The organism is Spirosoma sp. (genome assembly GCF_026391055.1).
Lineage (GTDB): Bacteria > Bacteroidota > Bacteroidia > Cytophagales > Spirosomataceae > Spirosoma.
On record NZ_JAPLET010000031.1, the window covers coordinates 83,599 to 109,612 of the forward strand.

Genomic DNA, 26,014 nt, shown 5'->3' on the forward strand with positions numbered 1-26,014 from the left:
GCCAGTCGCCCGTTTTGAGGTCTGTCAGCAACGGGCTATCGCCGAGCCATCAGGGCAGCTCGCTGGCCAGTACCTCCAAGCTATCCACTTAGCAACTGTCTTTCCACACAACCCAGCCGAAAAGCCTTTAAGCATACGGACCCAATCCTAACCTTTCAGGTTTACTTAAAACACCTTACTCAACACCTCATTAGTGTACGACTACCCGGTTGCCGCGATCTGGTACTCTACCTTTTTTATGCCTATATGTCTGCAACCACATTCCCTCAACTCGCGGTTGACGAATACAGCGCGTTGATAGCGTCTTTTGCACAAGCCATTTGGGAAGCTGATCCGCAGGGAATAATTCATACTGATTCACCCAGTTGGCGAGCCTGCACCGGCCAGTCCCTCAACGAGTGGCTGAGCGAGGGGTGGGCGGCAGCGGTTCACCCTGAGAACCGAGCCGATGCCCTCAGCCAGTGGCAGGAAGCCATTAAACAGCGAGTCCCTTTCAATGCAGAGTTCAGGTTGCGCAGCCCCGATGGTGGCTGGTGGTGGGCCAATGTGCGGGCGACCCAACTTCTCTATCCCGATGGGTCAGTTAAAAAGTGGGTTGCTCTCACGATCGACATTAGTGATACAAAGAAGGCCGACGAAGCGATCCAACAGCTGCAGGCCTCTCTGGGTAAACGAGGTAATGCCCTGTTGCAGTCTACCGAAGAAGTGGCCCAAATGGGTAGCTATGAAGCAGACCTGCAGGAAAATACCCTGCGCTTTTCCGACGGCATGTATCGGCTCTTTGGCGAAGAACCGGGAGCGGTCGACCCTTCGCTGGCCTGGATTGAAAGCCGGTCGTATCCTCAGGATATGCAACTGGTCAGGCAAACTCTGACAGTAGCCATTGCCACCCTGCAACCCTATTCTTATCGACGCCGGATTTATCGCAAAGACGGCGAACTCCGTCAGTTGGAATCGCATGGCCGAGTTGTGGGCGACCAGACCGGCAAGGCAGTGAAACTGATTGGCCTGGTTCAGGATATCACCGAACGCCATCGGGTAGAACAGGAGCTTACCCAAACCAAAGCCCTCCTCCAGACCATTTTTGATACCTCTCCCAATTCAATTACAGCTTACACACCCGTGTATGCAGATGATGTATTAGTCGATTTCAAAATTACCCTTGCCAATGCTTTCACGCAGCAAACCACCGGTATCAACCCTACAGGACGGCTGCTTACCCAAACCTTTCCCTCCGCTCAGGATAATGGCTTACTGGCCCGGCTAAAGCAAGTATCGGAGCAGAAGGAAAAACAGGACTTTGAACTGTGGTACGAAGGCGACGGGATGCACCATTGGTTTCGTGTGATTGCCGTTCCAATGGACAGTATGGTGCTGGTAACGACAGAAGACATTACCGAACGTCGACAAGCCGAAGCGGAAGTTCTTCGCCTGAACGATGAAGTGGCCCGAAAAGCGACGGATCGGTACTATTCGCTGTTCAACGCCATTGAGGAAGCCATGAATGTACTGGAACTGGTTTATGATGACAGCGGCAAACCGATCGACTTCCGCTGGCTGGAGGTGAACCCGGCGTTCGAAAAAATTACTGGTTTAAAAAACGTAGCCGGTAAGCTGGGCAGCGACATTTTCTCAACGGAACAATACTGGCTCGACACCTACGATCGGGTAATAAAAACCGGTGAGCCTCTCCGCTATGAAAATTACCATGCAGATCTTCAGCAATGGTATCGAACGCATACCTCAAGAATAGGTGGTGCGGGGAGCGTGCTGGTAGCGAATGTGTTTGAGAATATCACGAAACAGAAACGCCAGGAAGCCAACCTGGCGTTTCTGGCCAACCTGATGGTCGACTTTGCCCCTCTTGACTCCGTAGACAGGATTATGGACATGGCGGGCAGGCGCATTGTGGAGCATCTCCGGCTGTCGCACTGCACATTCGTGGAAATCAACCCGGAGGCTGATGAATGCACGGTTCTTCACGACAGCTCCCACACAGAACTCGCTATGCTAACCGGCACGCTCAAACTGGCCGACTTTCATACCGACGAGGAAAACAGACTGCTGGCCGGAGGGCGACCCATGATTGTAAACGATATTCTGGCCGGGAACCGTTCAGCCAAACAAATAGCTTCGTTCAGGGCTATCGATGTGGCATCGTTGGTCAACACCCCAATTGTCCATAACGGACGGTGGGTATTTGACCTGGGCGTAACCCGCAGCACCCCTTCTATCTGGCTCCCGGACGAAATCGAATTGTTACAGCAAGTTGCCAGCCGCATCTGGCTCAGGATAGAACGGGCTCGTGCCGAAGAAACGCTGTACCAGTCGCAGAAGCGGCTGCAGAACGCCATCGCCATTGAAACGGTAGGCGTCATTTTCTTCGACCGGCAGGGTGTCATTCACGATGCCAATGCCGCATTTGAGCACATGACGGGTTTGCGGCATGAGGATCTGGTGAGCGGCAAAGTGCATTGGGCGGAAATCACCCCGCCCGAATTCAGAGCCGTCAGCCTGAATGCCCTTAATGAGTTGCTCACCCAGGGCCAGAGTGTACCCTACGAAAAAGAGTATGTCCGTTTGGATGGGTCGAAGTGGTGGGGCCTGTCTGCCGGCAAACGACTCAGTGAGCACGAAATGGTGGAATTCGTCATCGACATTACCGATAATAAACGGGCTCAGCAAGCCCTCCAGGAGGCCATTCAGCGCAAAGACAACTTTCTGGCCATGCTGGCGCACGAACTGCGCAACCCCATGGCCACTATTCGCTCGGGACTACAAGTCCTGACAATGACCTGCACCGATGAGGTAAATCAGTCGACGGTAGCGATGATAAACCAGCAAACGGATCATCTGGTGCGTATGGTTGATGAGCTGCTGGATGTGAACCGCATTACTCGGGGCAAAATTGAACTTAGGAAGAAACAGCTCAATCTCGTACAGTTGGCGCAGCAGGCAGCAGACAGCATACAACCTCAATTTCAGCAACAGAACAAAACGCTTCATGTCGACCTGCCCGCCGTTCCCATTATCATGGATGGCGATGCCACCCGGCTCAACCAAATCATGATCAACCTCTTAACCAATGGTGTTCGCTACAGTGGAGAGGAAGGTGAAGTGTGGCTGAGTCTAAGGCAACAGGATCACGAAGCCATTCTTCAGGTGCGGGATAACGGAATTGGCCTGGCGACCGATCAGCTTTCGGTTATCTTTGAGCCGTTCGTACAGGCAGACCAATCGCTGGCGCGCGCCCAGGGCGGCTTAGGACTGGGGCTGACCGTAGTGAACGAGTTGGTGAGCCTGCATGACGGACGGATAGCAGCCTGGAGCCAGGGACCGGGCATGGGTAGTACCTTTACCGTACACCTGCCCACGTTATCTGCCGACGCTGTTCTACCTACCGAAGCCCCCCTGCAAGCGAACACCCCCACAACACTCCGGCGCGTTCTGATCATTGATGACAATGCCGATGCGGCCCTGACCCTATCCATGCTGTTGAAGTTAAAAGGCTATGAGATTCATACCCGTTACAGCGGCCAGGCGGGTCTCGAAGCCGCAGAAAGTCTGAAGCCAGCGGCCATCCTACTCGACATTGGTATGCCCGATATGGATGGCTACGAAACCTGTCGGCTAATCCGTCAGCAACCCTGGGGCAGGGCTACGGTAATAATCGCCCTGACGGGTTATGGGCAAGCGGAAGACCGGCAGCGCACCCGAGAAGCCGGCTTTACGGGACATTTGGTAAAACCTGTAGATATGGGTCAGTTAACGGACTTGTTGAACAGCCTACTAACAACCGACTAACTCGCCAGACTGTAAAATGACGGAAAATGAATAATCATCAACCTGGGCTATGTATCTGGTTTCAGGGCACATGCAGATACAGCTCATTAGCGCTAACGCTACCGGGCTCCTTCACCCGGAAGGTACCAAGCTGATAGGTTACCCCTTGTAAATCAAGCGGAGGCAACTCCACAACAATCTTATAATCGCCCCGTTGCTGATAAAGAAAGCTGATAGCACAGAAATCCTGATAGTGCTCTCCGCCCTTTATCAGCGTAAACGAAACGGCTTCCGTGTTTGGCCCTGTCACTTGTCGGACGTGCTGCATATCCGTCTCGCTGATGCGCTGGGCATACTGGCTTGTGCTGTATTGATGATCGTACCACAATGAATCGTCACGTACAAACTGCCGATATAAGCCCGATTTCGAATTGTAATTTTCCCGGCCAAAGAAATCAAAAACAGCGCCAGTTGCCTTAAAAAGGCTGTCTTGCAATGCACTCTCTTTCTTTATCTCTTCGTAAAGCGGGTGTTTGATCTCCGTGTACCGATTGGTCAGCGTGTTCAATTTGTAGTACCTGACATAAGGTATTAAGTCGCCAGACGGGGTAAACAGAGCCACATCCTGGGGTGTCTGATTTTTAACATCCAGTAAAAGCCCCGCTTCCTGACCCGTTGTGGCCAACAATTCCCGGCTTATTATACTCAACTGAATAGTAATGTCTTTCTGAGCATAAGTCGTGGCACTGCCGAATAGCATGAGCCAAAGCCACCTTAAGCAAGAAGGTCTACAAATCATTGTGACTACTTTTTCCCGGAACAAATTAACAAAACTAAATCTATAGACTTTAGTTCTTTATCGAAACCGGTCTACCGGCATCTACAACTTACTCAACAGATACGAATGAAAGCAGCCGTATTCCACAAAATTGGCGACATTCAGGTCGACACCGTCGACGACCCGCGCATCGAACAGTCGCGGGATGCCATTATCCGGGTCACGTCGACGGCCATCTGCGGGTCTGACCTGCACATCTACGACGGCTTCATTCCCCAGCTCAAAAATGAAGTCCTCGGCCATGAATTCATGGGCATCGTGGAGGACGTGGGTTCCGAAGTGACCAACCTCAAAAAAGGCGACCGGGTCGTTGTGCCGTTTACGGTTGCCTGCGGCAAGTGTTATTTCTGCCAGAAGAACCTGCAAATGCACTGCGAAAACTCCAACCCCGAACACTACGGCCCCGATGGCGGCCTACTCACCGAAAAAGGGGGCGGCCTGTTCGGTTATACCGATCTGTATGGCGGCTACAACGGCGGTCAGGCCGAATACGTCCGGGTGCCCTATGCCGATTATGGCCTTCATACCGTACCCGAATCACTCAAAGACGAGCAGGTTCTGTTTCTGACCGATATTTTCCCGACCGGCTGGAGTTCCATCGAGTGGGGCGAACTGAAGGGTGGCGAAACCGTCGCTATTTTCGGGTCGGGGCCGGTGGGTCTGATGGCGCAGAAATCAGCCTGGATACAGGGAGCTGCCCGCGTCATTGCGATTGACCCGGTCAACTATCGCCTGGAGAAAGCCCGGCGCGTCAACAACGTTGAAACGCTTAACCCCGATGAGGTCGACGTTATTGAAGCCATTCGCCAGATGACCAACGGGCGCGGAGCCGACCTCTGTGTTGACGCTGTGGGTATGGAAGCCGACCGGTCACTGCTGGAAAAAGCCAAAGCTGTTATCAACTTCGAGAAAGGAACGCCTAAAGTACTGGAACTGTGTTTTCAGGCCGTTCGTCGGGGTGGTATCGTATCCGTCGTTGGGGTATATGGCACGCCCTTCGACAATATATCCATTGGCCGCATGTTCGACAAAGGCATCACGGTTCGCTTCGGGCAGTCGTTCGTTCACAAGAACATGAGCCACCTGCTGGATCTAGTTGTGCAGGGCAAGGTTGTTCTCGACGACATTATCTCGCACACGCTCCCGCTGGCCGATGCCTCAAAAGCGTACGATATGTTTAAGAAAAAACAGGACGATTGCACTAAAGTCGTGTTGAAGCCCTGACAGGTAAGAAACTTACCTACGTTTCAACTAACTCAACAAGACGATGGAACAGCCAATTTCGCGTAAACAACACGGCATTGCCGACTATAGCTACGTTCCGCTGGTCGCTGCGGCACCTTCTTTACTAGGTTTCGACGATGAGCCAACGGCCACCCGGCTAGCCCGAATCATCAGTGGTGGTGTACTGGCTACCAGCTTATTAACCCGCTATGAATTGGGGCTTTGGAAGATTATACCGTTCAAAGCTCACCTGGCGGCTGATGCTACCGTAAGTGCGTTTTCACTAGCGGCTCCCTGGCTCTTTGGCTTTTCGAAAAACAAACGCGCCCGAAATACCTTTCTCGCCATCGGTGCGTTCGGCGTGGCGGTAGGCTTAATGACCAGGCCCGATGATATGCCTTAGACAGTTCGGTGTAGATCGGATGTGACCGTCCGGTTCACAACCGATTACCCGTTTATCAGAAAAAACAAATAACTCAACGATGGAAAACATAACCGGGAAAACAGCCCTGATCACAGGCGCTACGAGCGGCATTGGCCGTGAACTCACCAACCTTTTTGCTAAAGATGGTTATAACCTTGTTCTGGTAGCCCGTTCGGGCGATAGTCTACGCCTTATTGCGGATGAGTACGAGCAGCAGTTTGGCATTAAAGCCACAACTATCACCCAGGATTTAGCTGATCCCAAAGCCGCTGACGCTATTTATGAGCAAACCCGGCAACAGGGCATCACGGTAGATATTCTGGTCAACGATGCGGGTATGGGCGAATACGGCAAATTTGCCACCGAGACCAACCTGCAAAGGGAACTGGACATTGTACAGATCAATGCCGTGTCGCTGATGCACCTGACGAAGTTGTATCTTAAAGATATGGTGGCCCGGAATGAGGGTAAAATCCTGATGCTTGGCTCAGAGGTGTCCGTAAGCCCAAACCCGATGATGGCAGTTTATGGCGCGACAAAAGCGTTTATCAAGTCCTTCTCGGAAGCAATCCGTAACGAACTGATCGATACGAACATCACCGTTACGGTACTGATGCCGGGCGCTACCAACACCGATTTTTTCAATAAAGCTGGTGCCGCCCATGTTAAAGGGGCCGATCCGTCAAAAACAGCTGACCCTGCCGATGTGGCCAAAGAAGGATACGAGGCACTCATGAAGGGTAAAGACCATGTGGTGGCGGGCTGGAAGAACAAAGCTAAAGTGGCCATGGCGCACATCCTTCCCGACCCAATGGTTGCCGCTAACGCCCGTAAAGACATGATGCCTAAAGATGAATCCGACGATCAGACAAGTCAGCTTACCAGCCTGGCTATGGGCGTTGGATTGGCCGCCGGCGTTATAGCGGGGCTGTACCTGGCCTACCGTCGGAGCACACCTGTTGAGCAGGCCATATACCGCTACAAAGCAGGTAAGGCACTTAATTCGGCAAAAAAATCATCGAAGTACGTTGGCAACTCGATAAAAGAATCAGCCCGCAAAGCCCAGGAAACACTGGAAGACACATTGGCGTAGTAAGTCGGTAAGTGGCTGACGCACGAGTTACTGATGCGTCAGCCACTTACTGACTATTTTTACTTTATCTTCGTGTTGACTTCCACCTGGTGTCGTTGGTTCGGTACCGGAACATACCGTTGACTCAGCATGAAATACGCCTTATTCTTCTTTTTAATAGTATCCTTCTCTTCAGTTGCCCAGGTACAGCTACCAACAAACGAGTTAGGTCAGGTTCAGTATCAGGAACTTGTACGGGTACCGGATAGCAAACGGCCCGCCCGCCAGCTTATGGAACAAGTCCGGGCCTGGGCTAACCAATTTTACCCACAAGCCAGCGAAGCAGAGCAGCAGTTCGACCAGGAGCACAACATTCTGTTTGTCAGAACCTTCTACGAGATCGGTAAGCAATCTGTACGCTACACCCTTACCATTGAGACAAAATTTGGCCGGTACCGGGCTACTCTAACGGATCTGATTGTCGACGACAACGGCCGTACACAACCTGTTCGGGCGACTAGCTCAACGGTTGAAGAGATGGCTGCAGCCGCCGATAAGTCGCTTAAGAACCGTGACCTGCTCGAACAGATCGTTGCCGATCAGACCAGTTTATACCAGCAAATTGACAAGTCCTGCCGCAGCACGCTGGCTAGCCTGAAAAAGGTTATGACAACGGAGTAGTGATTAGCGATGCCGCTCTACGCCCACCTGTTCGCACCAGGCCAACACGGGGCAGGTGGAACAGTATGGCAGGGTACCCGTACATATGTGCTTCCCAAAAGGCATGAGTAGCCGGTTGATGTCGACCCATTGCTCATGGGGCACCTGCGTTTCCAGCACTTTCAGCGTTTGTTCGGGTTGTTTGGTATGCACATATCCCCAGCGGTTGACCACCCGATGCACATGCACATCTACACTAATAGCAGCCTGCCCGGTTGCAACGCCCAGTGCCAGATTAGCACACTTCGGGCCAACTCCTTTTAGTGATGTCAGGGTAGTGTAATCAGCCGGTAACTCGCCGTTAAACTCGTTCACAATACGATCAGCAATGCCCAGCATGGTGTACGCTTTTTGATCGGGATAAGTGGTGCCGTAGAGTAATTCTGTCAGCGTGGCTACATCGAGGGTAAGGAGCTGCTCGGGAGTACGAGCGCGTTCAAACAGGCGCAGGGATACCGGAATAGTCGTTTCATCGAGCGTACGGATGGAGATAATACAGGAAATCAGTTGTTCGAAAAGGGTGTTGTAACCCCGCTCGAACAGATCGAACATGGCCGCTTTCGGGTATGGCCGGATGGCCGTTTCAATATGCGCTAAAACAACGTTGAGATCGAAGTTGGGTTTCATGTATGTTTAACCGCAAAGGCGTAAAGATGGCGTGAACTCCGCAAACTTTTTTTGTTGCGTTGTTCACGCCATTTTTACGCCTTTGCGGTTAAACTACTTTATACCTTCACGATCACCATCTCCACCCGCCGATTTTCGGGACGTTCTTTCAGGCTTTTGTTGGTGTTTATTGGCCTTGATGGACCGTAGCCAACGGTTTCAATGCGGCTACCACTAATTCCTTTATCGACCAAATAGCGTTTTACTTCGTTGACCCGATTGCGGGATAGCTCCACATTGGCATCGAACTCGCCAACAGTATCGGTATGCCCTTCGAGCCGAATCTGCATTGTCGGGTTCGACCGCATCACAGTTACCAGACGATCCAGCTCCGGGTAGGACTCAGGCTTGAGGTCATACTTGGAGACATTAAAATAAATATTCTTAAGGGTAATTTTTGCCCCGGCCTCAATAGGAACCAGGTTAAAATCGCGGGCCACATCGACCCGGTTTGTTACCAGCGTATCACTCTGACTAAAATAACCTTTTGCCGATGCCGTAACCGCATAAACGCCCCGGCGGTCGATCTCGATCCGATATTTCCCGGTCAGACTACCACTCTGCAACGAATCGGCGGGTTCGTCGCCCGATGCTTCGGCTCCTGATATCAGCCGGTACGTAACCGTTGCCGCAATAGGCTGTTTGGTTTTCGCATCGCGCGTAATGCCGTTGATGGCTACCGATGCGGGCGCAGGCACCACCTTTGGCTGCACAGGAACGGGGGTGTTATCGGTCGGCGGCTGCGGTTGTGGGCGGGGAGCCGTTCGGGGGGGCGGCTGCCGGGGCTGAACGGGCGGCTTCCGTTGAGAATAGCTATCCTTAGGCGGGTTGATGATATGAACACCCCAGAAATTGAAGCACACATAGTTTTTACTATCCCGGCATTCAAAGAGATCGAATTTTGTATAACCCGGATCAATCCGTTCGAAATAAGCAATGAAGTCGACCCGCTCCCCTGGCCGAACCTGCCGACGCGTTTCTGCAGGTATGTTTTCGGCACGAATGAATTTGTAGGAGCGTTCGCCCTGGTTTACGTACAAACGGGATGTTGGCTGAAACCCAATATTACTTGTCGATTCCAATTGTTCCCACCCCCGGCTATTCGGTATGGGCATATCAAACGGGAAAGACCGACCATTGAAGCCCGTTTTCCGGGCCTGGAATTTCATGTATATGATAGTGTATTGCGCCGTCAATTCAATACGCTGAATTGTAACGTCGGTGTCGTTGATATCATCAACACGCGGACTTTCAGTTGTAAACTGAACCTGTGCCTGCACTGTAGCGGCAAGCAACAGGCAAATGATCGTGAAAAGTCTGACTTTCATTGAGTTTGTGTTTACTAACCTACTGTACGAATCCCTTCCCTGTGGTTTATAAGCGCCAGCTAGTTTACGAACTCGGGAACACCGCTGGCCGTGTCTTTTGGTGGCTAAAGCGCGTATACAAATGCGTACTGGATAACACTTAGACAATGGCAGCTGTTCCAGAGTTTAATCGCTCTTTCTTAAAATTCCAGCCAACGATCTGCTCCTACCTTCCGGCAAGCCATTACAACAGCTACACTACCGTTTCAACGATCAGCTCACCAACGTAGAAATACTCATCCGTAACCTGTTTGGCCTGGAAAGAGAATATGAAAAAAATTATATTTAACCATTTATATAAAACACATAGCGTATATGATATTATGCGCATTAATAATAATATTATATTACCTATAGGCTAAGATCTAATTTATTCTATTGATTTTATATATGTTACCCAAATTATAATTTTTTAATTGCTATTTAATAGTAATATCTAACTTGTAATTTTGTCATTCACTTAACATGTTCTCAACATACTACTATGAGGAAATTACTACAAATAAGTTTCCTGATTTTGATAACCGTATGGGCAACCTACGCACAGGGTCAGGCCGTTTCAGGTAGAGTTACATCATCAGACGACGGTAGTCCCCTACCCGGCGTATCTGTCAGTGTCAAAGGAACAACGCAGGGAACGTTAACCGATGCCTCCGGTAACTACCGCATTAACGCTGGCAGCAACGCAGTAGTGGTTTTTAGCTTTATCGGCTTCACGACTCAGGAAGAAAAGGTGGCGAATCGGTCAGAGATCAATGTCCAGTTAAGAACCGATGTACGCAACCTGAGCGAGGTTGTTGTAACGGGCTATGGACAGCAGATCAAGCGGGATCTAACCGGTAACATCGCGAAAGTTAAAGCCGCCGATATTCAGGACCAGCCCGTAACGACCTTCGATCAGGCGTTGCAGGGCAAAGCGGCCGGTGTTCAGATCAATTCCGGCTCCGGCAAACTGGGTCAGGGAATACAGGTACGGGTACGGGGCCAGTCGTCGGTATCGGCATCGAACCAACCGCTCTATATAATCGACGGTATTCCCGTCACAACAGACAACCTGAGTATCACCAGCTCAGCCACCAACCCTTTAGCCGATATTAACCCTCAGGATATTGAGTCGGTCGATATTCTGAAAGATGCGTCGGCTGGAGCTATCTACGGAGCCCGGGCGGCCAATGGTGTCGTGCTGATAACCACCAAACGCGGCAAAGCCGGACGTACCAACGTTAATTTTGGTGCTCAGTACGGGTCGAGCAAGCCAACCCGTAAGCTGGAGTTCCTAAATACGGAACAGTACGTTAAGTTTTACAATCAAGCAGCGGCCAACTCCGACCGTATTGAGGGGCTCGACCCGAGCGATCCAGATTCGTACACCACGTACATGAAGGATTTCTACCAGACGCAGGGATTAGGTACCTACGGCACGCCTAACCAGGCAAGTACCAACTGGGGCGATCTGGCCTATCAGGATGCTCCTTATCAACAGTATGATCTGAACCTGAACGGCGGCAACGAAAAAACGACGTTTTATCTCTCAGGCCAACTGCTGGATCAAAAAGGCATTCTGGTTGGCAATGCCCTACAGCGTTATGCCGGCCGTCTGAACATCGAGCACCAGGTATCCAGCCGGTTCAAAGTAGGCTTTAACATGGGCCTGACCCGTACCCTGAACCAACGCATCTCAGGCGATAACCAGTTCGATAATCCCATGCAGATGGTGGCCCTGCCGCCAATGACACCCGCAACGGATGCCACGACGGGGCTCCCCGTGGGCTCCCCTCCCGGCGACATCAGCATTCCTGTTTATTACAACCCACTCATTAACATCGGCAATGCGTATTTCAACACCACCGTTTACCGGAACATCAGCAATGTATTTGGGCAGTTGCAGATTATGAAAGGGCTAACATTCCGGACGGAGTTTGGCCTCGATGTACTGAATCAGCAGGAAGAGCTGTACTACAACAGCAAAACGCAGCGGAACTTCGGCTCACCGCTTGGCCTGGGCCAGAACCGTTTCGCTCGGGTAGAAAACTATACAACGAACAACTTCTTCAATTATTCCACCGCTTTTGGCCGGAGTAACCTCGATGCAACGGCGGGAATGTCGTATCAGCAATCGCAGCAGAAAATAAATTTTATCGAAGGACAGGATTTTCCGTCTGATGCTTACCGGATGATTGCCAGCGCGGCCCGCAAAACCGACGGTAGCTCTTCTCAAACGGATTACCGCTTCCTGTCTTATTTCGCCCGGGCCAATTACAAATTTGCCGACCGGTACCTGCTTGGTATGAGTGCGCGGGTAGACGGCTCATCCCGCTTTGGTAATAACAGCCGATATGGCTTCTTTCCATCTGTTTCGGCAGGCTGGGTACTCAGTGAGGAGGAGTTCATGAAAAACACAACGGCCATCAGTTTCCTGAAACTTCGGGCCAGCTACGGACAGACGGGTAATGCAGAAATCCAGAACTTTCCGCAGTTGGGTCTCTTTACCGGCGATGCCAATTATGGCACCCTGCCCGGTCAGCGCCCATCGCAACTTGCCAACCCGGACCTGAAGTGGGAAACAACCAATCAGTTCGACATTGGTATTGACTTCGGTATTCTTAACAACCGCATCAATGGTGAAATCGACTATTACAACAAACAAACGTCGGGTCTACTGCTCAATGTAAACGTGCCGGGAACGACAGGCTTTGCCACGCAGTTCCGCAACGTAGGCAGCCTCGAAAACAAGGGGGTCGAAATCGTTATCAATACCGAAAACCTGACGGGTGCTTTCCGCTGGACAACGAGCTTCAACGCAGCCACGAACCAGAACAAGATCACGAACTTACAGAGCCAGATTATCGAAGGCGGTATCAATGCCATGAGCCGTGCGGTAGAAGGTCAGCCACTGGGCGTTTATTTCACGCAGGAGTATGCCGGTGTCGATCCGGCCAATGGCGATGCCCTTTGGTATAAAAACACCACCAATACCGACGGCACCCTTGACCGTAGCACCACCAAAACCTACAACCAGGCACAGCGGGTGGTTGCTGGCAGCCCGTTACCCAAGTGGACGGGTGGTATCACTAACACGTTCAGCTACAAAGGTTTCTCGCTGAGTGTACTGTTCAACGGTGTCTTTGGCAATAAGATCAACTTCTACGGCGTAGGCCGCTATTCGTCGGCCAACGGTCGTTTCGAGGATAACCAGACGGTCAACCAACTGGCAGCCTGGACGAAAGAGAACCCTAACACCAATGTTCCGGAAGCCCGCCTGTTCTACAACAACGGCGCCCAGTCCTCCAGCCGTTTCATTCTGGATGGTTCATTCGTCCGATTACGTACAGCTACTCTGTCCTACTCGCTGCCCAAAACGCTCGTTAACCGGGTTAAGATGAATAGCGTCCGTTTGTTCGTTACGGGACAAAACCTGCTGACGTTTACCAACTATGCCGGATGGGACCCTGAAGTCAACGCCGACTACATTGTGTCGAACATTGCGCAGGGGTATGATTTCTACACGGCTCCCCAGGCACGTACCATTACGGGCGGTATTAACATTGGTTTCTAATACGTACATCAACGTGAGTCAACAGACATTTTAAACGCACTTTCTTTTATGAATTCATCTATAAAACAGTGGTTATACGCAGGAACCCTTAGTCTTTCGATTATGGCCTGCGATAACAAACTAAACGTTACACCTACGCAGAGCATTGAAGCCAGTCAGGCACTGAGCACGGAGCAGGATGTTCAGATTACGCTCACGGGCGCTTACGACGGTCTGAGCGACGTCAATCTATACGGTGGGGGCATTCAATACATCGGCGATTTGATGGGTGATAACCGCGATGTTCTTTTTGGCGGAACTTATGCTACCATCGACGAAATCTGGCGGAAGACTGTGACGGCCTCGAACACGGTAACGCGCGACTTTTGGCTGGATGGCTACAGCGCCATCAACCGGGCCAATAACATACTGGCCGCGTTAGATAAAGTCGGGGCAGCCAAACGGAATAACTTCGAGGGGCAGGCCCGGTTTGTGCGGGGTGCTCTTTACTTCGAGTTGGTAAAAGCCTTTGGCAAAAGCTGGAACGATGGATCACCCACCGCAAACCCCGGTGTTCCGCTGGTGCTGACGCCTACCAGCAGTGTTACGGATACGGATTACAAAGCCCGCAATACAGTTGCTGAAGTGTATGCCCAGGCAATTGACGATCTGACAAAAGCCGAAAACCTACTGCCTGCTGCGCAGACCGGCGTTCTTGGCTTTGGAGCAGCTACTAAAGGAGCCGCTGCGGCTACACTGGCGCGCATCTATCTGCAACAGCAGAACTTTGCGGCTGCCCGCGATGCCGCTAACCGCGTCATTTCCTCAGGCACTTTTAGCTTGGTGCCTAATTTCGCCGATGCGTTCAATGATGCCACTCAAGGGCCGGAAGTTATTTTCAAAATCATCGTTACCGATCAGGACGGATCTAACGACATGAACACATTTTATGCATCAGCTCTGAATCAGGGGCGTGGCGATGTGCGGGTACAGACCAAATTCCGGGCGTTATATGCAGCCGGTGATGTACGGGGTACGTTCTTTAACACCGCCGGGCAAAATACCTTTACCAGCAAGTTTAATGACCGCTATGGCGATGTGCCGGTAGTGCGTCTGGCTGAAATGTATCTGGTTCGTGCCGAAGCTAACTTCCGGTTAGGGACAAGCACGGGCGACACCCCTCTGAACGATATCAATCGGATTCGTAACCGGGCTAAAGCGACACCGCTCACCACCATCGATCTGCCCGCTATCTTGCTCGAACGTCGGTTGGAGCTGGCGTTTGAAGGCCAGCAGCTTCCCGACATCAAACGTACAGCCGGTACCGTTGGTACGACGCCCTTCAACTCCAACAACCTGGTACTGCCAATTCCGCAGCGGGAAATTGATACCAATAAAAAACTGGTTCAGAACCCGGGGTATTGATTGCAATTTGTAAAACCGACCGTCCCGGTCGAGTGTGTAAACTGACTGTTCACGCACTCGACCGGGACGGTCGGTTTTAAAGTAACCAAGTCTGGCTTTCACTTCCTCACCCCAGCTTCGACAGACCAATAGCCCATTTCGGATCTAAGGTTGGCTTGAAAGTTCATCAAATTAAATCCAGGTGTTCCTGCTTCGGACCCCGCAACCGTTGTCACAGATACGGCTTTCCCTTTTCGACTCCAGGTGAGCGGCTGGTTGGCCTGACAGGTTTCAGGCTTTCGTTTACCTGATATCAGGAAATAGGCGTTGCCTTTTCCGAAGACAACAGCGTTCCCATCGGGTGTGATACAAACGGCCGTTTTCTCATCGACTCCGATCCCGCGCATTTTCAAGCCCCAATCACGAAAAGCACGGGCCATGAACACCAGATGCCGCCCCTGCCGGTCACGGGCGGCATAATGCATGTCAGTAATGGTATTGGTCAGAAGGGGCTGTTTCAGGAAGTCATCCCGGCGAAGATCGACCCGTTTGTCGTACGGATTTGTCAGCGCTTGGGCGGAGGTTACGGTGCCTTCTTTAGCGGTAAAATAGACTTGCCCCAGAATACCGCAACCCGCACTGGTACCACCCAGCACAGCGCCAGCCCGAATACGCTCGTTCAGGGCATCGGCAATGGGCGTACCCTGCCAGAAATTCACATAATTTCCCTGGTCGCCCCCGGCGAAGAAGATAGCCTCCGCATTCCGTATTTTCCGGATAATGTCCGGGTTGGTTGACAATTCCCGATTATCGAGCATGATCGTTTCCACGGAGTTGACCGGAACACCTAATTTCTGGTAGAGGTAGTCATTATAGCCGTCCTTGCCCGACGACCGCAGAACAAGCACATCGCCCCCAGCCGCCCGCTGCAAAAACCAGTGCATGGCCGCGTCAACATCCGTGCTGCCACCCGCCAGTACAACGCCCCCCAACGGCCGGGTTTGCACATCGGCCGTATCGCCCACAATCCAGGACGTATAAGCTGTTGATTGGGCCGATACGCCGAACGCGTACTGCCATAACACCATAAAGAAGAGTAGTCTGATCATAGCGAACCAATATACGAAAAGGCGTGCCACGGTTCGGACCCATGACACGCCTTTCGTTTACGTATTAGTTACCGCCACCCGTTAATACCCGGCATTCTGCACCAGGGCGGGGTTGGTCGTAATTTCCCGTAAGGGAATGGGGAAGATCAGTTTTGGCGAGTTATATGGCAACGTACCTACGTTGGTCTTGGTCCGGCGGAGGTCGTGAATATAAGTTCCTTCGAAGGCCAGTTCGAGCCGGCGTTCTTTCAAGATAGACGCCAATGTCAACTGAGCCGTTGTCAATGGGGTTGCACCGGCACGGGTCCGAATTACGTTGATGTCATTCAGCGGGGTATCACCTACCGTTGTGCCCATCCGGAAGTTAGCTTCGGCGCGGGTCAGGTACATTTCGGCCAGGCGCAGTACTTGAATATTACCGTACTGATTTACGTATTTAAGCGTCCGGATTGGGCCACCATCGTCGTAGAACAGCTGCGACCGAAGGTCGTTTGGCTCAAACTGATTAATGAACGTTTCGGTAACTTCAATATCACCCCGACCGCCTACATCGCTGGAGCCATAGAACGTATTCAGGTCGTTGGTTCCATCCTGGTCGGTCAGTTGAACCGCGAAAATCGTTTCGGCAGTATTGATTCCGCTCTGGGACTCCCGGGTGTCGAACACGCTTTCGATATCGACTAACTGATAGCGCCCGCTGGTAATGACCCGGTTGGCCGCATTAGCCGCATTCGTGTAATCCGCTTTTTGCAGATACACCCGCGACAACTGCGCTCCAGCGGCCCCTTTTGTGGCAAAGAAGCCGTTTGTGGCCGGAAGTTTAGCTTCTGCATCGGTCAGATCGGCAAGTGCCTGCGTATACACTGCGGCTACAGTACTGCGTGGCACGTTTGAATTAGCATCCAGATCGACCGTTGGGGTCGTTACAATAGGTACACCGAGGTTGGCATTCGGGTCGCCATCATTCCAGTCCCGGCCATAAAGCCGAACCAGCTCAAAATAAACGGAACCTCGAATAAACTTGGCTTCACCTTCAAGCCGGGGCTGATCGGCCGCGGTAGCCAGCTTCAGATTGGCCAGAACGGTATTGCAGATGTTGATCGTGCGATAACCGTTCGTCCAGGTTACGTCGGCCTGATCATTGTTGACCAGTATATTCTTCGTATAGATCTGTTGCGGCCCTACATACGTGCCTGTCCAGAGAATGTCGCCGGTACCGGGTACCGTACCCAGCAATTCGGCATCCCGAATCAAACTACCACCATACAGGTTAACACCACCCAACCCATCATAAGCACCCACGAGCAGGGCTTTCAGGTCATCGGCCGTTGTCAGCGCCTGACTAGTGGCGACCGAGTTGACCGGCTTAATGTCCAATTGGCTGTTGCAGGAAGTCAGCCATAAGCCAACCGACAGCGCCGACGCCAGTATTATTGATTTATTCGTTTTCATAAGTTGTGTTCGTCGCTTAAAAGCCAATTTGTAAACCACCAATGATTGTGCGCGGCTGCGGAGCTGAGTAGAAATCAATGCCGAGGTTAACCGGATTACCGGTGTAGGCATCCGAGTTAACTTCGGGGTCCCAGCCCGTGTATTTCGTGAATGTCAGCAGATTCTGCCCCGTAGCAAAAATCCGAACCCGGCTCAGGTGAATACGCGTCAGCAGTTCTTTGGGTAGTGTGTAGCCTAAGGTAATGGTCCGCAACCGAACGTAATCACCTTTCTGGAGGTAACGCGACGATTCGCCGGTGCCGTTACCTCCCAGCAAACGAGCCTGCGGTACGTTGGTAACATCGCCTGGCTTTTTCCAGCGGTTAAGCTGATCAGTGGACTGGTTATCAAAGTAATCGCCATTGGCCGATTGGAATTTACCGCCCCCATTGTAAATGTAGTTACCGAACTGCCCGTTGAATAACACGCTCAGGTCGATACCGCCATAGCTGAAGGTGTTGGTGATACCTCCGATGAACTTAGGCGCTGGGTTTCCGAGAGGCACATAGGCCGCATCGTTGTAGTTATTGGTCGTCGACCGGTCAAGGCTACCGTCGGCTTTGGTCGAGTTCCGGTAATACAGCGCGTCGCCATTCTGCACATCGACACCGGCATATTCTGGCCCCACAAACACGCCCAGCGGCTGTCCTTCCTGCGCCCGGTTCAAAAAGCTGCCCGTAATGGTCGTACCGCCCAGATCGGTAATCACGTTTTTATTATAAGCGAGGTTCAACGAGGTCGTCCACTTGAAGGGACCGTTAAAGTTGTTGGAGTTGAACACAAATTCGACTCCCTTATTTTCCAGCTTACCCACGTTGCGCAACTGCGTCCGGAAGCCCGATGAGCCCGGTACGTTTACGTTGAGCAGCAATCCACTCGTATTCTTCTGGTAATAGTCGATTTCGCCGGTGAAGCGATTGTTGAGGAAACCGAACTCCAGCCCAATATCGGTCTGTAAGGTCTTCTCCCAGGTCAGGTCGGGGTTTGGTATCTGCGATGGCGCCTGCCCCGGCACACCAGCGTACCCGGCCGATGTACCCGCATTGTTCGTGGCCGCATACAGAGCTAGTGAACTGAAATTACCAATTTCGGCATTACCGGTCAAACCATAACTGGCCCGCAGTTTAAGCAGGCTTAGGGCTTTGACATTTTTCAGGAAAGATTCTTCGGTAAGAATCCAGCCTGCCGATGCCGCCGGAAAAAACCCGTATCGGTTATTCGTTCCGAAACGTGACGACCCATCGATCCGGCCCGATACCCCCAGTAAATAGCGGTTATTGAAGCGGTAGTTGACACGGGCAAAGTAAGAAAGAAAGCTAAAGCTGGTTTCCTGCCCGTCGCCCGCTGTAATTCGGGCGGCCGATGTGATTTGCTTGTACGCGCTGCTGGGAAACTGCTGACCCGTTACTGAGCTGTAATTGTTGCGCGACTCCTGGTACGACATACCCACCGTTGCGTCTACGTCATGCTTTTCGGCAAACGTCCGGCCAAAGGAAAAGTAGTTGTTGGTCGTGTAGTTGGCCACCTGACGGAATGTGTTTGACCCCAGTCCATTGGGTGCGCCCGTATTGCCCCGCGTTTCGCGGCCGTAATATTCTTCTTCCTGCTGGCTCAGGAGGTCGGTACCAAACTCGGTACGGAACGACAGGCCGGGCAGCAGTTTGTAATCGGCATATACATTCCCGATCATCCGGTACACCCGCGCCTGTAAATTGGCAAAATCGCGGTTGATCAGCGGGTTGTAGTACAGTGGGAAACTTGGGTAAAGATCAGGGTCAGCACCACTCACCCGACCGGTACGTGGATCGACAACCGGCGTCATGGGCGACAGGGCCACAATCTGCATCGGTGTTGAGAAAGCATTGTCGTTCGAAACCCGGTCGTTGATGGAATGCGACAGGTTGAAGTTCACCCCCAGCGTCAGTTTATCCGTGGCGGTATGGTCCAGGTTAACCCGGCCACTCAGGCGACGGAATCGGTTTTTGATGATGATTCCACTCTGGTCAAAATACTGACCCGAAATAAAGAATCGGGTTTTGGCATCACCACCGCGTGCACTCAGGTCATACTGTTGCGACGGTGCTTTCTGGAAGGCTTCCTGCTGCCAGTCGGTATTGTATTTTGGATTTTCACCCTGCCAGCCTGCGGGATCACCGGCCGCATAGCGCGTAAACCGATTGGCCAGCGAGGTAGCCGAGGTAGCGCCTGTATTGGCCCGCGCTTCCTGCAACAGCTCTACATACTGCTGCGTATTTAACCACTGACGCAGGTGCGTTGGGTTACTGGCTCCCATTTGGGCCGATGCTTCGAAGGTTGTTTTAGCAGCACGCCCTTTCTTAGTTGTGATCAGTACAACACCATTCGACGCCCGTGAGCCGTAAATAGCCGCTGAGGACGCATCTTTCAGGATTTCCAGCGATTCGATGTCGTTGGGGTTTAAATCGGCAATGGGGTTGGTTGGGGCCGTTGTCGACGATTGGTCGGACGATGTAAGCGGAATACCGTCGATCACATAAAGCGGCTGGCTGCTGGCCGTCAGGGACGAGGAGCCCCGCACCCGAATCTGTAACCCCTGCCCGACTTTACCGTTGAGGGAGGTGATCTGGACACCGGCTACTTTACCCTGTAAGGCTTGTTCAACGCTGGGAACAGGGATATTCTCAATATCGCGGGCAGCTACTTTGGCGATATTACCGGTCAGATTACGTTTCGACTGGGCACCGTACCCGGTTACGATTACCTCATCGAGGGAGCGGGTATCGTTACTCAAGGCTACATCGACCACCGAGCGGTTTCCAATAGACACCTCCTGCGTAACCACACCCACGAAGCTGTACACCAGCGTGCCGATCGTGGTCGGTACACTTAGCGAATAACTCCCATTGGCATCCGTCTGCGTACCCCGGGTTGTCCCTTTAGCAACAATAGACACCCCCGGCAGCGGGTTGCCATCCTCGGCCGAAGTGACTCTTCCGGTCACTTGCCGCTCCTGCTGCGCACTGACGTTCGTCGCTATCAGACAACCCCAGGTTACCAACAGAAGTAGTAAAAAGTTTCTCATTTGTTGATCTATTAAGTCCATAAACCAACAAAATTACGAATCCAGATACTTTAATATCAAGATGTCATATAAAAATCACAAAATATACTAATGAAAGGCATAAACTGTAAACAACTAGCTACTACGAACCAAGAGACAATTGCTTCTTTACGCTAATAATCAAACAAAAACGAGCTAACTACTTCGATAAAAAGTCCTAAAAAAAGCTACCAGCGTCGGCCTATCTGCTAAAAGTAGGAGCCAACCCTCAGATTGTACCCCCAATAAACGCCACTAGCAGGAACATGACCAGCCCCATCGATAAACCGTAGGACAAAGACGTTTTGCTACGCACAAACTCACTTAGCCCACTAATTACCACGGCCACGATAATTTCGCCAAACACGAGGAAGAAGTATGTAGATACTCAGGTAATGGCCCGTACGTGTTATGGATTAGCTACAGGCAAAACAGGCATCGGTTTATAAAACATGACCAGCGTACCCAGCCGTTTGTTGGGGGCTGTTACAGGGGCCGAAGGTTCATAAACCGCCTTGGCATTAAAATAAATATCTTCCTTTTGAAGCAAATAAGCTGGAAAACGGCTGGTAAAGGAAATACCCTGCTTTTTTTGTTCGTGGAGATTGTCACCTTACCGGATGGATCGGCAAGCAACATTTCCTGAACACGACAAAACGCATCTAATCTTTATCCTGGTCAAGTGTCAATACACAAGCCTTCATAGAAAAGGCACGTACGCGGTCATTTATTGTGGCCCATTAGTTGTCTCCAGACGAGAAGATGTTAATTGTTGCTGTGCGTTATCCCGTTGTTCGGCATTACGCAATTCTCGTTCCAGAAAGTAATTAAGGGCTGTTCTCAATACAGCAATGGCCGCTAACAGGCCAATGTCATTCCAGGTAGGGGCGACGGCCGTTTTTAGAATATCGGCGCCTAGTTCCAGTTCTAAAGCCAGCGCCAGCGATCGACCTAACGATAGCCTAATTTCCTCTTTTGGAACCGCTAAACTCCGGTCTGTAGCCATTGCCAGCAAGAAACTTCCCAATGCCCGCACCGATGCCGTTGCAATGACCAGAGCGGCACCCGCTTCTATACACCGGGCCGATAGTAAAGTGGCCGCTTTAATAAATTCTTCCATGAGCCAGATACGTATTTATGACCACGTCTTTTTGAGATGGGCGTACAAGTCGAGTACCTGTTGCTTTTCATAATCGCTATTGAGCGTCTGCTCCGAGTAGGTCACAAGTAGCGATGCCTGCTTTATAAGGATTTTTTTGCGGTCTACGGAACAGGCCGCGTCATTTACCAGGGCCAGTGCCCGTAGTAATCGACGAAACACGGCGTGGTTTCCTTTGGCATTGATACGGGGGAGATCAAACGCCTGCCTGATGTAGTCATCAAAACTCGTACTGCGAATCAAAACCCTGAGGTGTTTACCGTCTGAACGCAATCGGGATGGAAACTCGCGCCGGGCAAGTCGTTCACAAACAGCACCAAGATAATCTACCGCCATTATGGCTGTAGTTGTATCGTTAATACCCGGCGAAAGTGCCTTGAGAGCAATATCCACCAATTGCTGAATACCGAACGCAACGTCCTGCTCTACGTTGCGGTGCCGTCCGATGCTTACGTACTTCATCAGATCACCGGGCCAGTCGGCTTCAGCCGGGTCAGGGCGCTCCATGCCACTGCGAACGCTAAAGAGTATAGTTCCCTCGCCCACAAACGCTCCCATTTCTTTTTCAATACGCAGCACCACATGGTTTTCAGCAGCCCAGTTCAGCAGCCCATCGGTGTTGATGCGTTGCAGATAACCCGACTTACTTGTTCTGACCGGGTGCCAGCCCTTTTGTTCTTCTGTATAGTGTAAAGCCGCTTCGGCTTTCTCAGGGTCATCGATCGGTTCACCAAATCGTTCTGGAAAGAGGCTCTCAATGGCTTTACTCGTTTCATGGAAAATATGCTGGACAATGGTGCCTGTCTGGAGCGATTCGGCAATATGGTGTATAAAAAAGATCAGAGCAGCCACCCCGCCCAGAGCCAATAACAAACCGACCAGCACAGCCGTGGCCGGAACGAATTTTATCTCATCGGTTCCCCGAATAGTACCCAGTACAATCAGGCAATAGGCAAAGACACTGACAAAGTAGCCCATGACCAGCTGATTAAGCCGATCCCGCATAAAATTTCGCAACACGCGGGGCGAATACTGGCTACTCACCTGGGTAATGGTGGCCAGGGTAAGGGAAAAGGCCAGAGCAGCTACCGTAAGCATTGAACTCGCAATGGCCGACAGCATACCCCGGGCTCCGTCGGCTCCGGTACCGAACAGGAGAGGAAGCCGTTTCTGCCCATTCCAGGCAGTATGCACATCGAACTCAATTAACCCATAGGCCAGCCCAAAGGAAAACAGTACCATAAGGCCCGGCACAAACCACAATGATTCTTTAAGTTGCTGCCAGTATTGCTCAAGCCGGGTTGTCATCAGACGGATATGTGGGGTGTGCTTTACAAACCCGCCGAGCCAAGAATGGTTTCACGGCTGCTATCATGCCATACGAGTGAGGGTTGCCCCAGCGCCGTTTTACAAGGTAATCTGCCTATTTCCAAACTGATACACTGTATTTGAGGTTACGTACTTACCTTTTATTGCCATCATATACGCCTGGCTATCTGCTCTTACTCATTGGTTCTTACTCAATTGATATGGATGCCCTGTCTGTCATACTCGTTCCAGTAAATCATTTATCACCTACTCTCAATACGCTTGATGTGGCTATGCTGTTGTGCTATCAGCAACGCACTACTATTCATCTGGTTTGTATACTGGACCCTGATCGGATGGAGCACTCCCCGGTTTACGGCCTAGACGAGTCTATCGGGATAGAGACAGAAAAAATTCAGACCCTGGCCACCCGCATGGCTCAGAAATACCAGATCAACTGCACAGGGAGTTGCCGAATGGGGCCAACGATTGATGAATTGGTTGCAGCAGCCAATGAGATCAGCGCCGACTTAGTCATTATGGATACACATATTGGCTCAGATACACGCGCCTTTCGTCTCAACTCAGATGCGTACAATGTATTGAAAGCAGGTCCCTGCCCGGTATTGACCGTTCCGGACCAACAGCGATGGACTTCCTTCAGGCACATCCTATTCCCGGTACGGCCTGTTACGGGTGCTCTGAACAAATATGAATTTGCCCGCATGATTAGTGTTAACAATGATGCGCAGCTAACGGTGCTGGCAATGGCGGCACCCGACGAGGTAATTAGCATCCGTGAATTACAGGACGAACTGTTAACCCTTAACAGTAAATTGAATCAGGATGAGGTGAAGCATACTGTGTTGTTTCATCCGACAGATCAAATTATGGAAACCGTTCTGGAAAAGGCAGCTGAGTTGACTGCTGATCTGTTGATTATAACAGCGGGCCTGGGAACTACACCGTCAAACTTCCACATTGGTCCTTTTTCACAACAGATTATTCATAATGCACGCGTACCCGTTCTGTCCATTCGTCCAGATATACATGCGGAGCAACCCAAATCAACTCCTTTCTGGAAATATGGCCTAAGTGATCCAGGTCTTACCACCCTGGGCTTTTAAGGCTTTTTGAAATTGTGAACGGATCGTTTCTAGTCTGGGGTCGAATAACAGTAACCTTACAAAAACACAAAACCGCTACTCAAGATCATAGCTTAAGTAGCGGTCCTTCAACCTCAACAATGAAAAAGTATTCACCAGCTTAACTTTTCAGAAGCCTGTACGCCTTTGTACCCGAGTTAATCATTCTTGAGCTACCGGTAACGAGTAGCCAGTAATGTATCCGATCACCTTTAGTGCGTGTTAATGGCCTAAAGGTGATCGGACACTATCATTTTATAGGTAAGCTCCCGATCAATACCGGATAAAGTCAGCCACATAAATCCTTTTCAATAGCATTAAAATGGATTTAAAGGCTTGAAACGTTAGCAAAGACAGGCTAACCACTAGAATTGACACTAAAAGTCCAAGGAGATTGGCTATCATATCGTTACAGGGTTCTAACATATTGTCCACTGGCAAATACCTCTTCCTTCTTTAGTATTTCCTTAAGATTAGCTTAGAATATCCTTAGAATTCATAATTCGACTGCGTATAAATGGGATACAATTGAGAATAAAGGTTGAAGTACAGGGCCCTATTGGTAATGCCAAAACGGAATTCTAAGTAAAATCTAAGAATTCTGTAAGCTCATTTTAACGTGCCTGTACTCCTTTGCACCGGCAATCCTAGTTGAGTTATTCTTCTACTGGAGGATACGAACTCAGCTAATCCTTTTGGCAAACCGGCTCATAAAACAACCTCAATGCATGAAAGAAACTTTCTTTGGCGCTCCTCAGATTCCGCTGGAGCATCTCTCAATGTTAGAAAAAGCAGCCCCAAATCTAATCCTTTGGGCTGCTCCGGTACTTTTCTTTTTTACCGGGCTCGAAATGTTCGTCGCCTACAAACAGGATAAGCCTTATTACGATAAGCAGGAAACGATTGGGTCTGTGCTGGTAGGGCTAGGCTCTCTGGTGATTGGGGCATCGATAAAATTTGCGCTTATCTATGGAACGGTGTGGCTTTACAACCAACTTCCCTGGCGTATGTCTTTAAACTGGTGGACGTTTATTCCGTGCTACATACTATTCGACCTGGCCAGCTATTGGGCGCACCGCATCTCGCACGAACAGCGGTTCTGGTGGGCAACGCACGTAGTTCATCATTCGGGAGAGCACTACAATCTGAGCGTCTCCTTCCGGTTAAGCTGGATTCAGAATCTGAAAACGATATTCTTTTTACCTGTCGCCCTCCTTGGCTTTCACCCGGTAATCTTTTTCACCACGAACCAGATTGCGGTCCTGTTCCAATTTTGGGTACATACCGAGTACATACGCCGTTTACCCAAGTGGATTGAATTTATTTTTGCCACCCCATCAAACCATCGGGTTCATCATGGCTCCCAACCGAAGTATATCGACAAGAATTTTGGGGCAACCTTCATTTTCTGGGATCGGATTTTTGGCACCTACCAGCCCGAGGAGGAGCCACCCGTTTACGGCATCACAACGAATATTAACCAGAAAGCCAATCCGCTGATGATTAATTTTCATGAAGTGGCAGATATTATTTCCGACGTAAAAAAAGCCAGTGGTTGGCGCCGGAAACTGTTTTTCATCTTTGGGAGCCCCGTCAAAATAGCGCAGGAGAAGCAACAACTTCTTGACGGAGAGGTCACAGTCCGAGGTAAGCACGAAACACTGAGCACCGTTTCCTGAGCATAAAGACA

At 50.9% G+C, this 26,014-nt stretch carries 17 protein-coding genes; 9 read left to right on the forward strand and 8 right to left on the reverse strand.

All coding sequences use genetic code 11. The features are described from left to right. Positions 1 to 246 precede the first annotated feature (246 nt). Positions 247 to 3,804: a PAS domain S-box protein gene (locus NT073_RS32225; RefSeq protein WP_297382307.1), complete on the forward strand. Its 3,558-nt coding sequence runs from the start codon at positions 247 to 249 to the stop codon at positions 3,802 to 3,804. 61 nt (positions 3,805 to 3,865) lie between these two features. Here NT073_RS32225 and NT073_RS32230 read toward each other — a convergent pair whose 3' ends face one another. Beyond that, a complete protein-coding gene (locus NT073_RS32230) occupies positions 3,866 to 4,543 on the reverse strand; it encodes a hypothetical protein (protein WP_297382308.1) in 678 nt (225 codons plus the stop codon). Positions 4,544 to 4,687: 144 nt separating this feature from the next. Here NT073_RS32230 and NT073_RS32235 point away from each other — a divergent pair, with 144 nt between their 5' ends. The 4 genes from NT073_RS32235 (at position 4,688) to NT073_RS32250 (ending at position 8,022) form a co-directional block, all read left to right on the forward strand. Beyond that, a complete protein-coding gene (locus NT073_RS32235) occupies positions 4,688 to 5,845 on the forward strand; it encodes a zinc-dependent alcohol dehydrogenase (RefSeq protein ID WP_097127676.1) in 1,158 nt (385 codons plus the stop codon). A gap of 43 nt (positions 5,846 to 5,888) precedes the next feature. Beyond that, positions 5,889 to 6,248, forward strand: coding sequence for a hypothetical protein (locus tag NT073_RS32240; protein WP_297382312.1), 360 nt, complete (start codon positions 5,889 to 5,891; stop codon positions 6,246 to 6,248). 79 nt (positions 6,249 to 6,327) lie between these two features. After that, a complete protein-coding gene (locus tag NT073_RS32245; protein ID WP_297382313.1) occupies positions 6,328 to 7,362 on the forward strand; it encodes an SDR family oxidoreductase in 1,035 nt (344 codons plus the stop codon). Positions 7,363 to 7,491: 129 nt separating this feature from the next. After that, the gene (locus NT073_RS32250) at positions 7,492 to 8,022 is read left to right on the forward strand and encodes a hypothetical protein (RefSeq protein ID WP_297382315.1); all 531 of its coding nucleotides are present in this window, start codon (positions 7,492 to 7,494) and stop codon (positions 8,020 to 8,022) included. A gap of 3 nt (positions 8,023 to 8,025) precedes the next feature. Here the strand turns inward: NT073_RS32250 and nth are convergent, their stop codons facing one another. Next, positions 8,026 to 8,688 carry an endonuclease III gene (gene nth / locus NT073_RS32255; RefSeq protein ID WP_297382317.1) on the reverse strand — a complete coding sequence of 221 codons (663 nt, stop codon included), beginning with the start codon at positions 8,686 to 8,688 and terminating at the stop codon, positions 8,026 to 8,028. A gap of 98 nt (positions 8,689 to 8,786) precedes the next feature. After that, positions 8,787 to 10,055, reverse strand: coding sequence for an OmpA family protein (locus NT073_RS32260; protein ID WP_297382319.1), 1,269 nt, complete (start codon positions 10,053 to 10,055; stop codon positions 8,787 to 8,789). A 523-nt stretch (positions 10,056 to 10,578) separates the two neighbouring features. Here NT073_RS32260 and NT073_RS32265 point away from each other — a divergent pair. Both NT073_RS32265 and NT073_RS32270 read left to right on the forward strand, forming a co-directional pair. Further along, positions 10,579 to 13,650 (forward strand): TonB-dependent receptor, encoded by a 3,072-nt coding sequence (locus tag NT073_RS32265; protein ID WP_297382321.1) that lies wholly within the window; start codon positions 10,579 to 10,581, stop codon positions 13,648 to 13,650. A 48-nt stretch (positions 13,651 to 13,698) separates the two neighbouring features. After that, complete coding sequence (locus tag NT073_RS32270) at positions 13,699 to 15,054, forward strand: RagB/SusD family nutrient uptake outer membrane protein (protein WP_297382323.1); 1,356 nt, start codon at positions 13,699 to 13,701, stop codon at positions 15,052 to 15,054. Between the two features lie 98 nt (positions 15,055 to 15,152). Here NT073_RS32270 and NT073_RS32275 read toward each other — a convergent pair whose 3' ends face one another. The 5 genes from NT073_RS32275 to NT073_RS32295 form a co-directional block, all read right to left on the reverse strand. After that, entirely contained in the window at positions 15,153 to 16,142 is a 990-nt protein-coding gene (locus tag NT073_RS32275; protein WP_297382325.1) for a cyanophycinase, read from the reverse strand. Between the two features lie 81 nt (positions 16,143 to 16,223). Further along, positions 16,224 to 17,594 (reverse strand): RagB/SusD family nutrient uptake outer membrane protein, encoded by a 1,371-nt coding sequence (locus tag NT073_RS32280; RefSeq protein ID WP_297382327.1) that lies wholly within the window; start codon positions 17,592 to 17,594, stop codon positions 16,224 to 16,226. A 16-nt stretch (positions 17,595 to 17,610) separates the two neighbouring features. Continuing rightward, positions 17,611 to 20,694, reverse strand: a complete 3,084-nt coding sequence (locus tag NT073_RS32285; RefSeq protein ID WP_297382329.1) for a TonB-dependent receptor — start codon at positions 20,692 to 20,694, stop codon at positions 17,611 to 17,613. A 745-nt stretch (positions 20,695 to 21,439) separates the two neighbouring features. Then, positions 21,440 to 21,832: a DUF1622 domain-containing protein gene (locus tag NT073_RS32290; protein ID WP_297382331.1), complete on the reverse strand. Its 393-nt coding sequence runs from the start codon at positions 21,830 to 21,832 to the stop codon at positions 21,440 to 21,442. 15 nt (positions 21,833 to 21,847) lie between these two features. Beyond that, complete coding sequence (locus NT073_RS32295; protein WP_297382333.1) at positions 21,848 to 23,179, reverse strand: DUF2254 domain-containing protein; 1,332 nt, start codon at positions 23,177 to 23,179, stop codon at positions 21,848 to 21,850. A gap of 221 nt (positions 23,180 to 23,400) precedes the next feature. Between NT073_RS32295 and NT073_RS32300 the strand changes: the two genes are divergently transcribed. Continuing rightward, positions 23,401 to 24,306, forward strand: a complete 906-nt coding sequence (locus NT073_RS32300; RefSeq protein ID WP_297382335.1) for a universal stress protein — start codon at positions 23,401 to 23,403, stop codon at positions 24,304 to 24,306. A gap of 746 nt (positions 24,307 to 25,052) precedes the next feature. Beyond that, positions 25,053 to 26,003, forward strand: a complete 951-nt coding sequence (locus tag NT073_RS32305) for a sterol desaturase family protein (protein WP_297382336.1) — start codon at positions 25,053 to 25,055, stop codon at positions 26,001 to 26,003. The last annotated feature ends 11 nt before the right edge of the window (positions 26,004 to 26,014 follow it).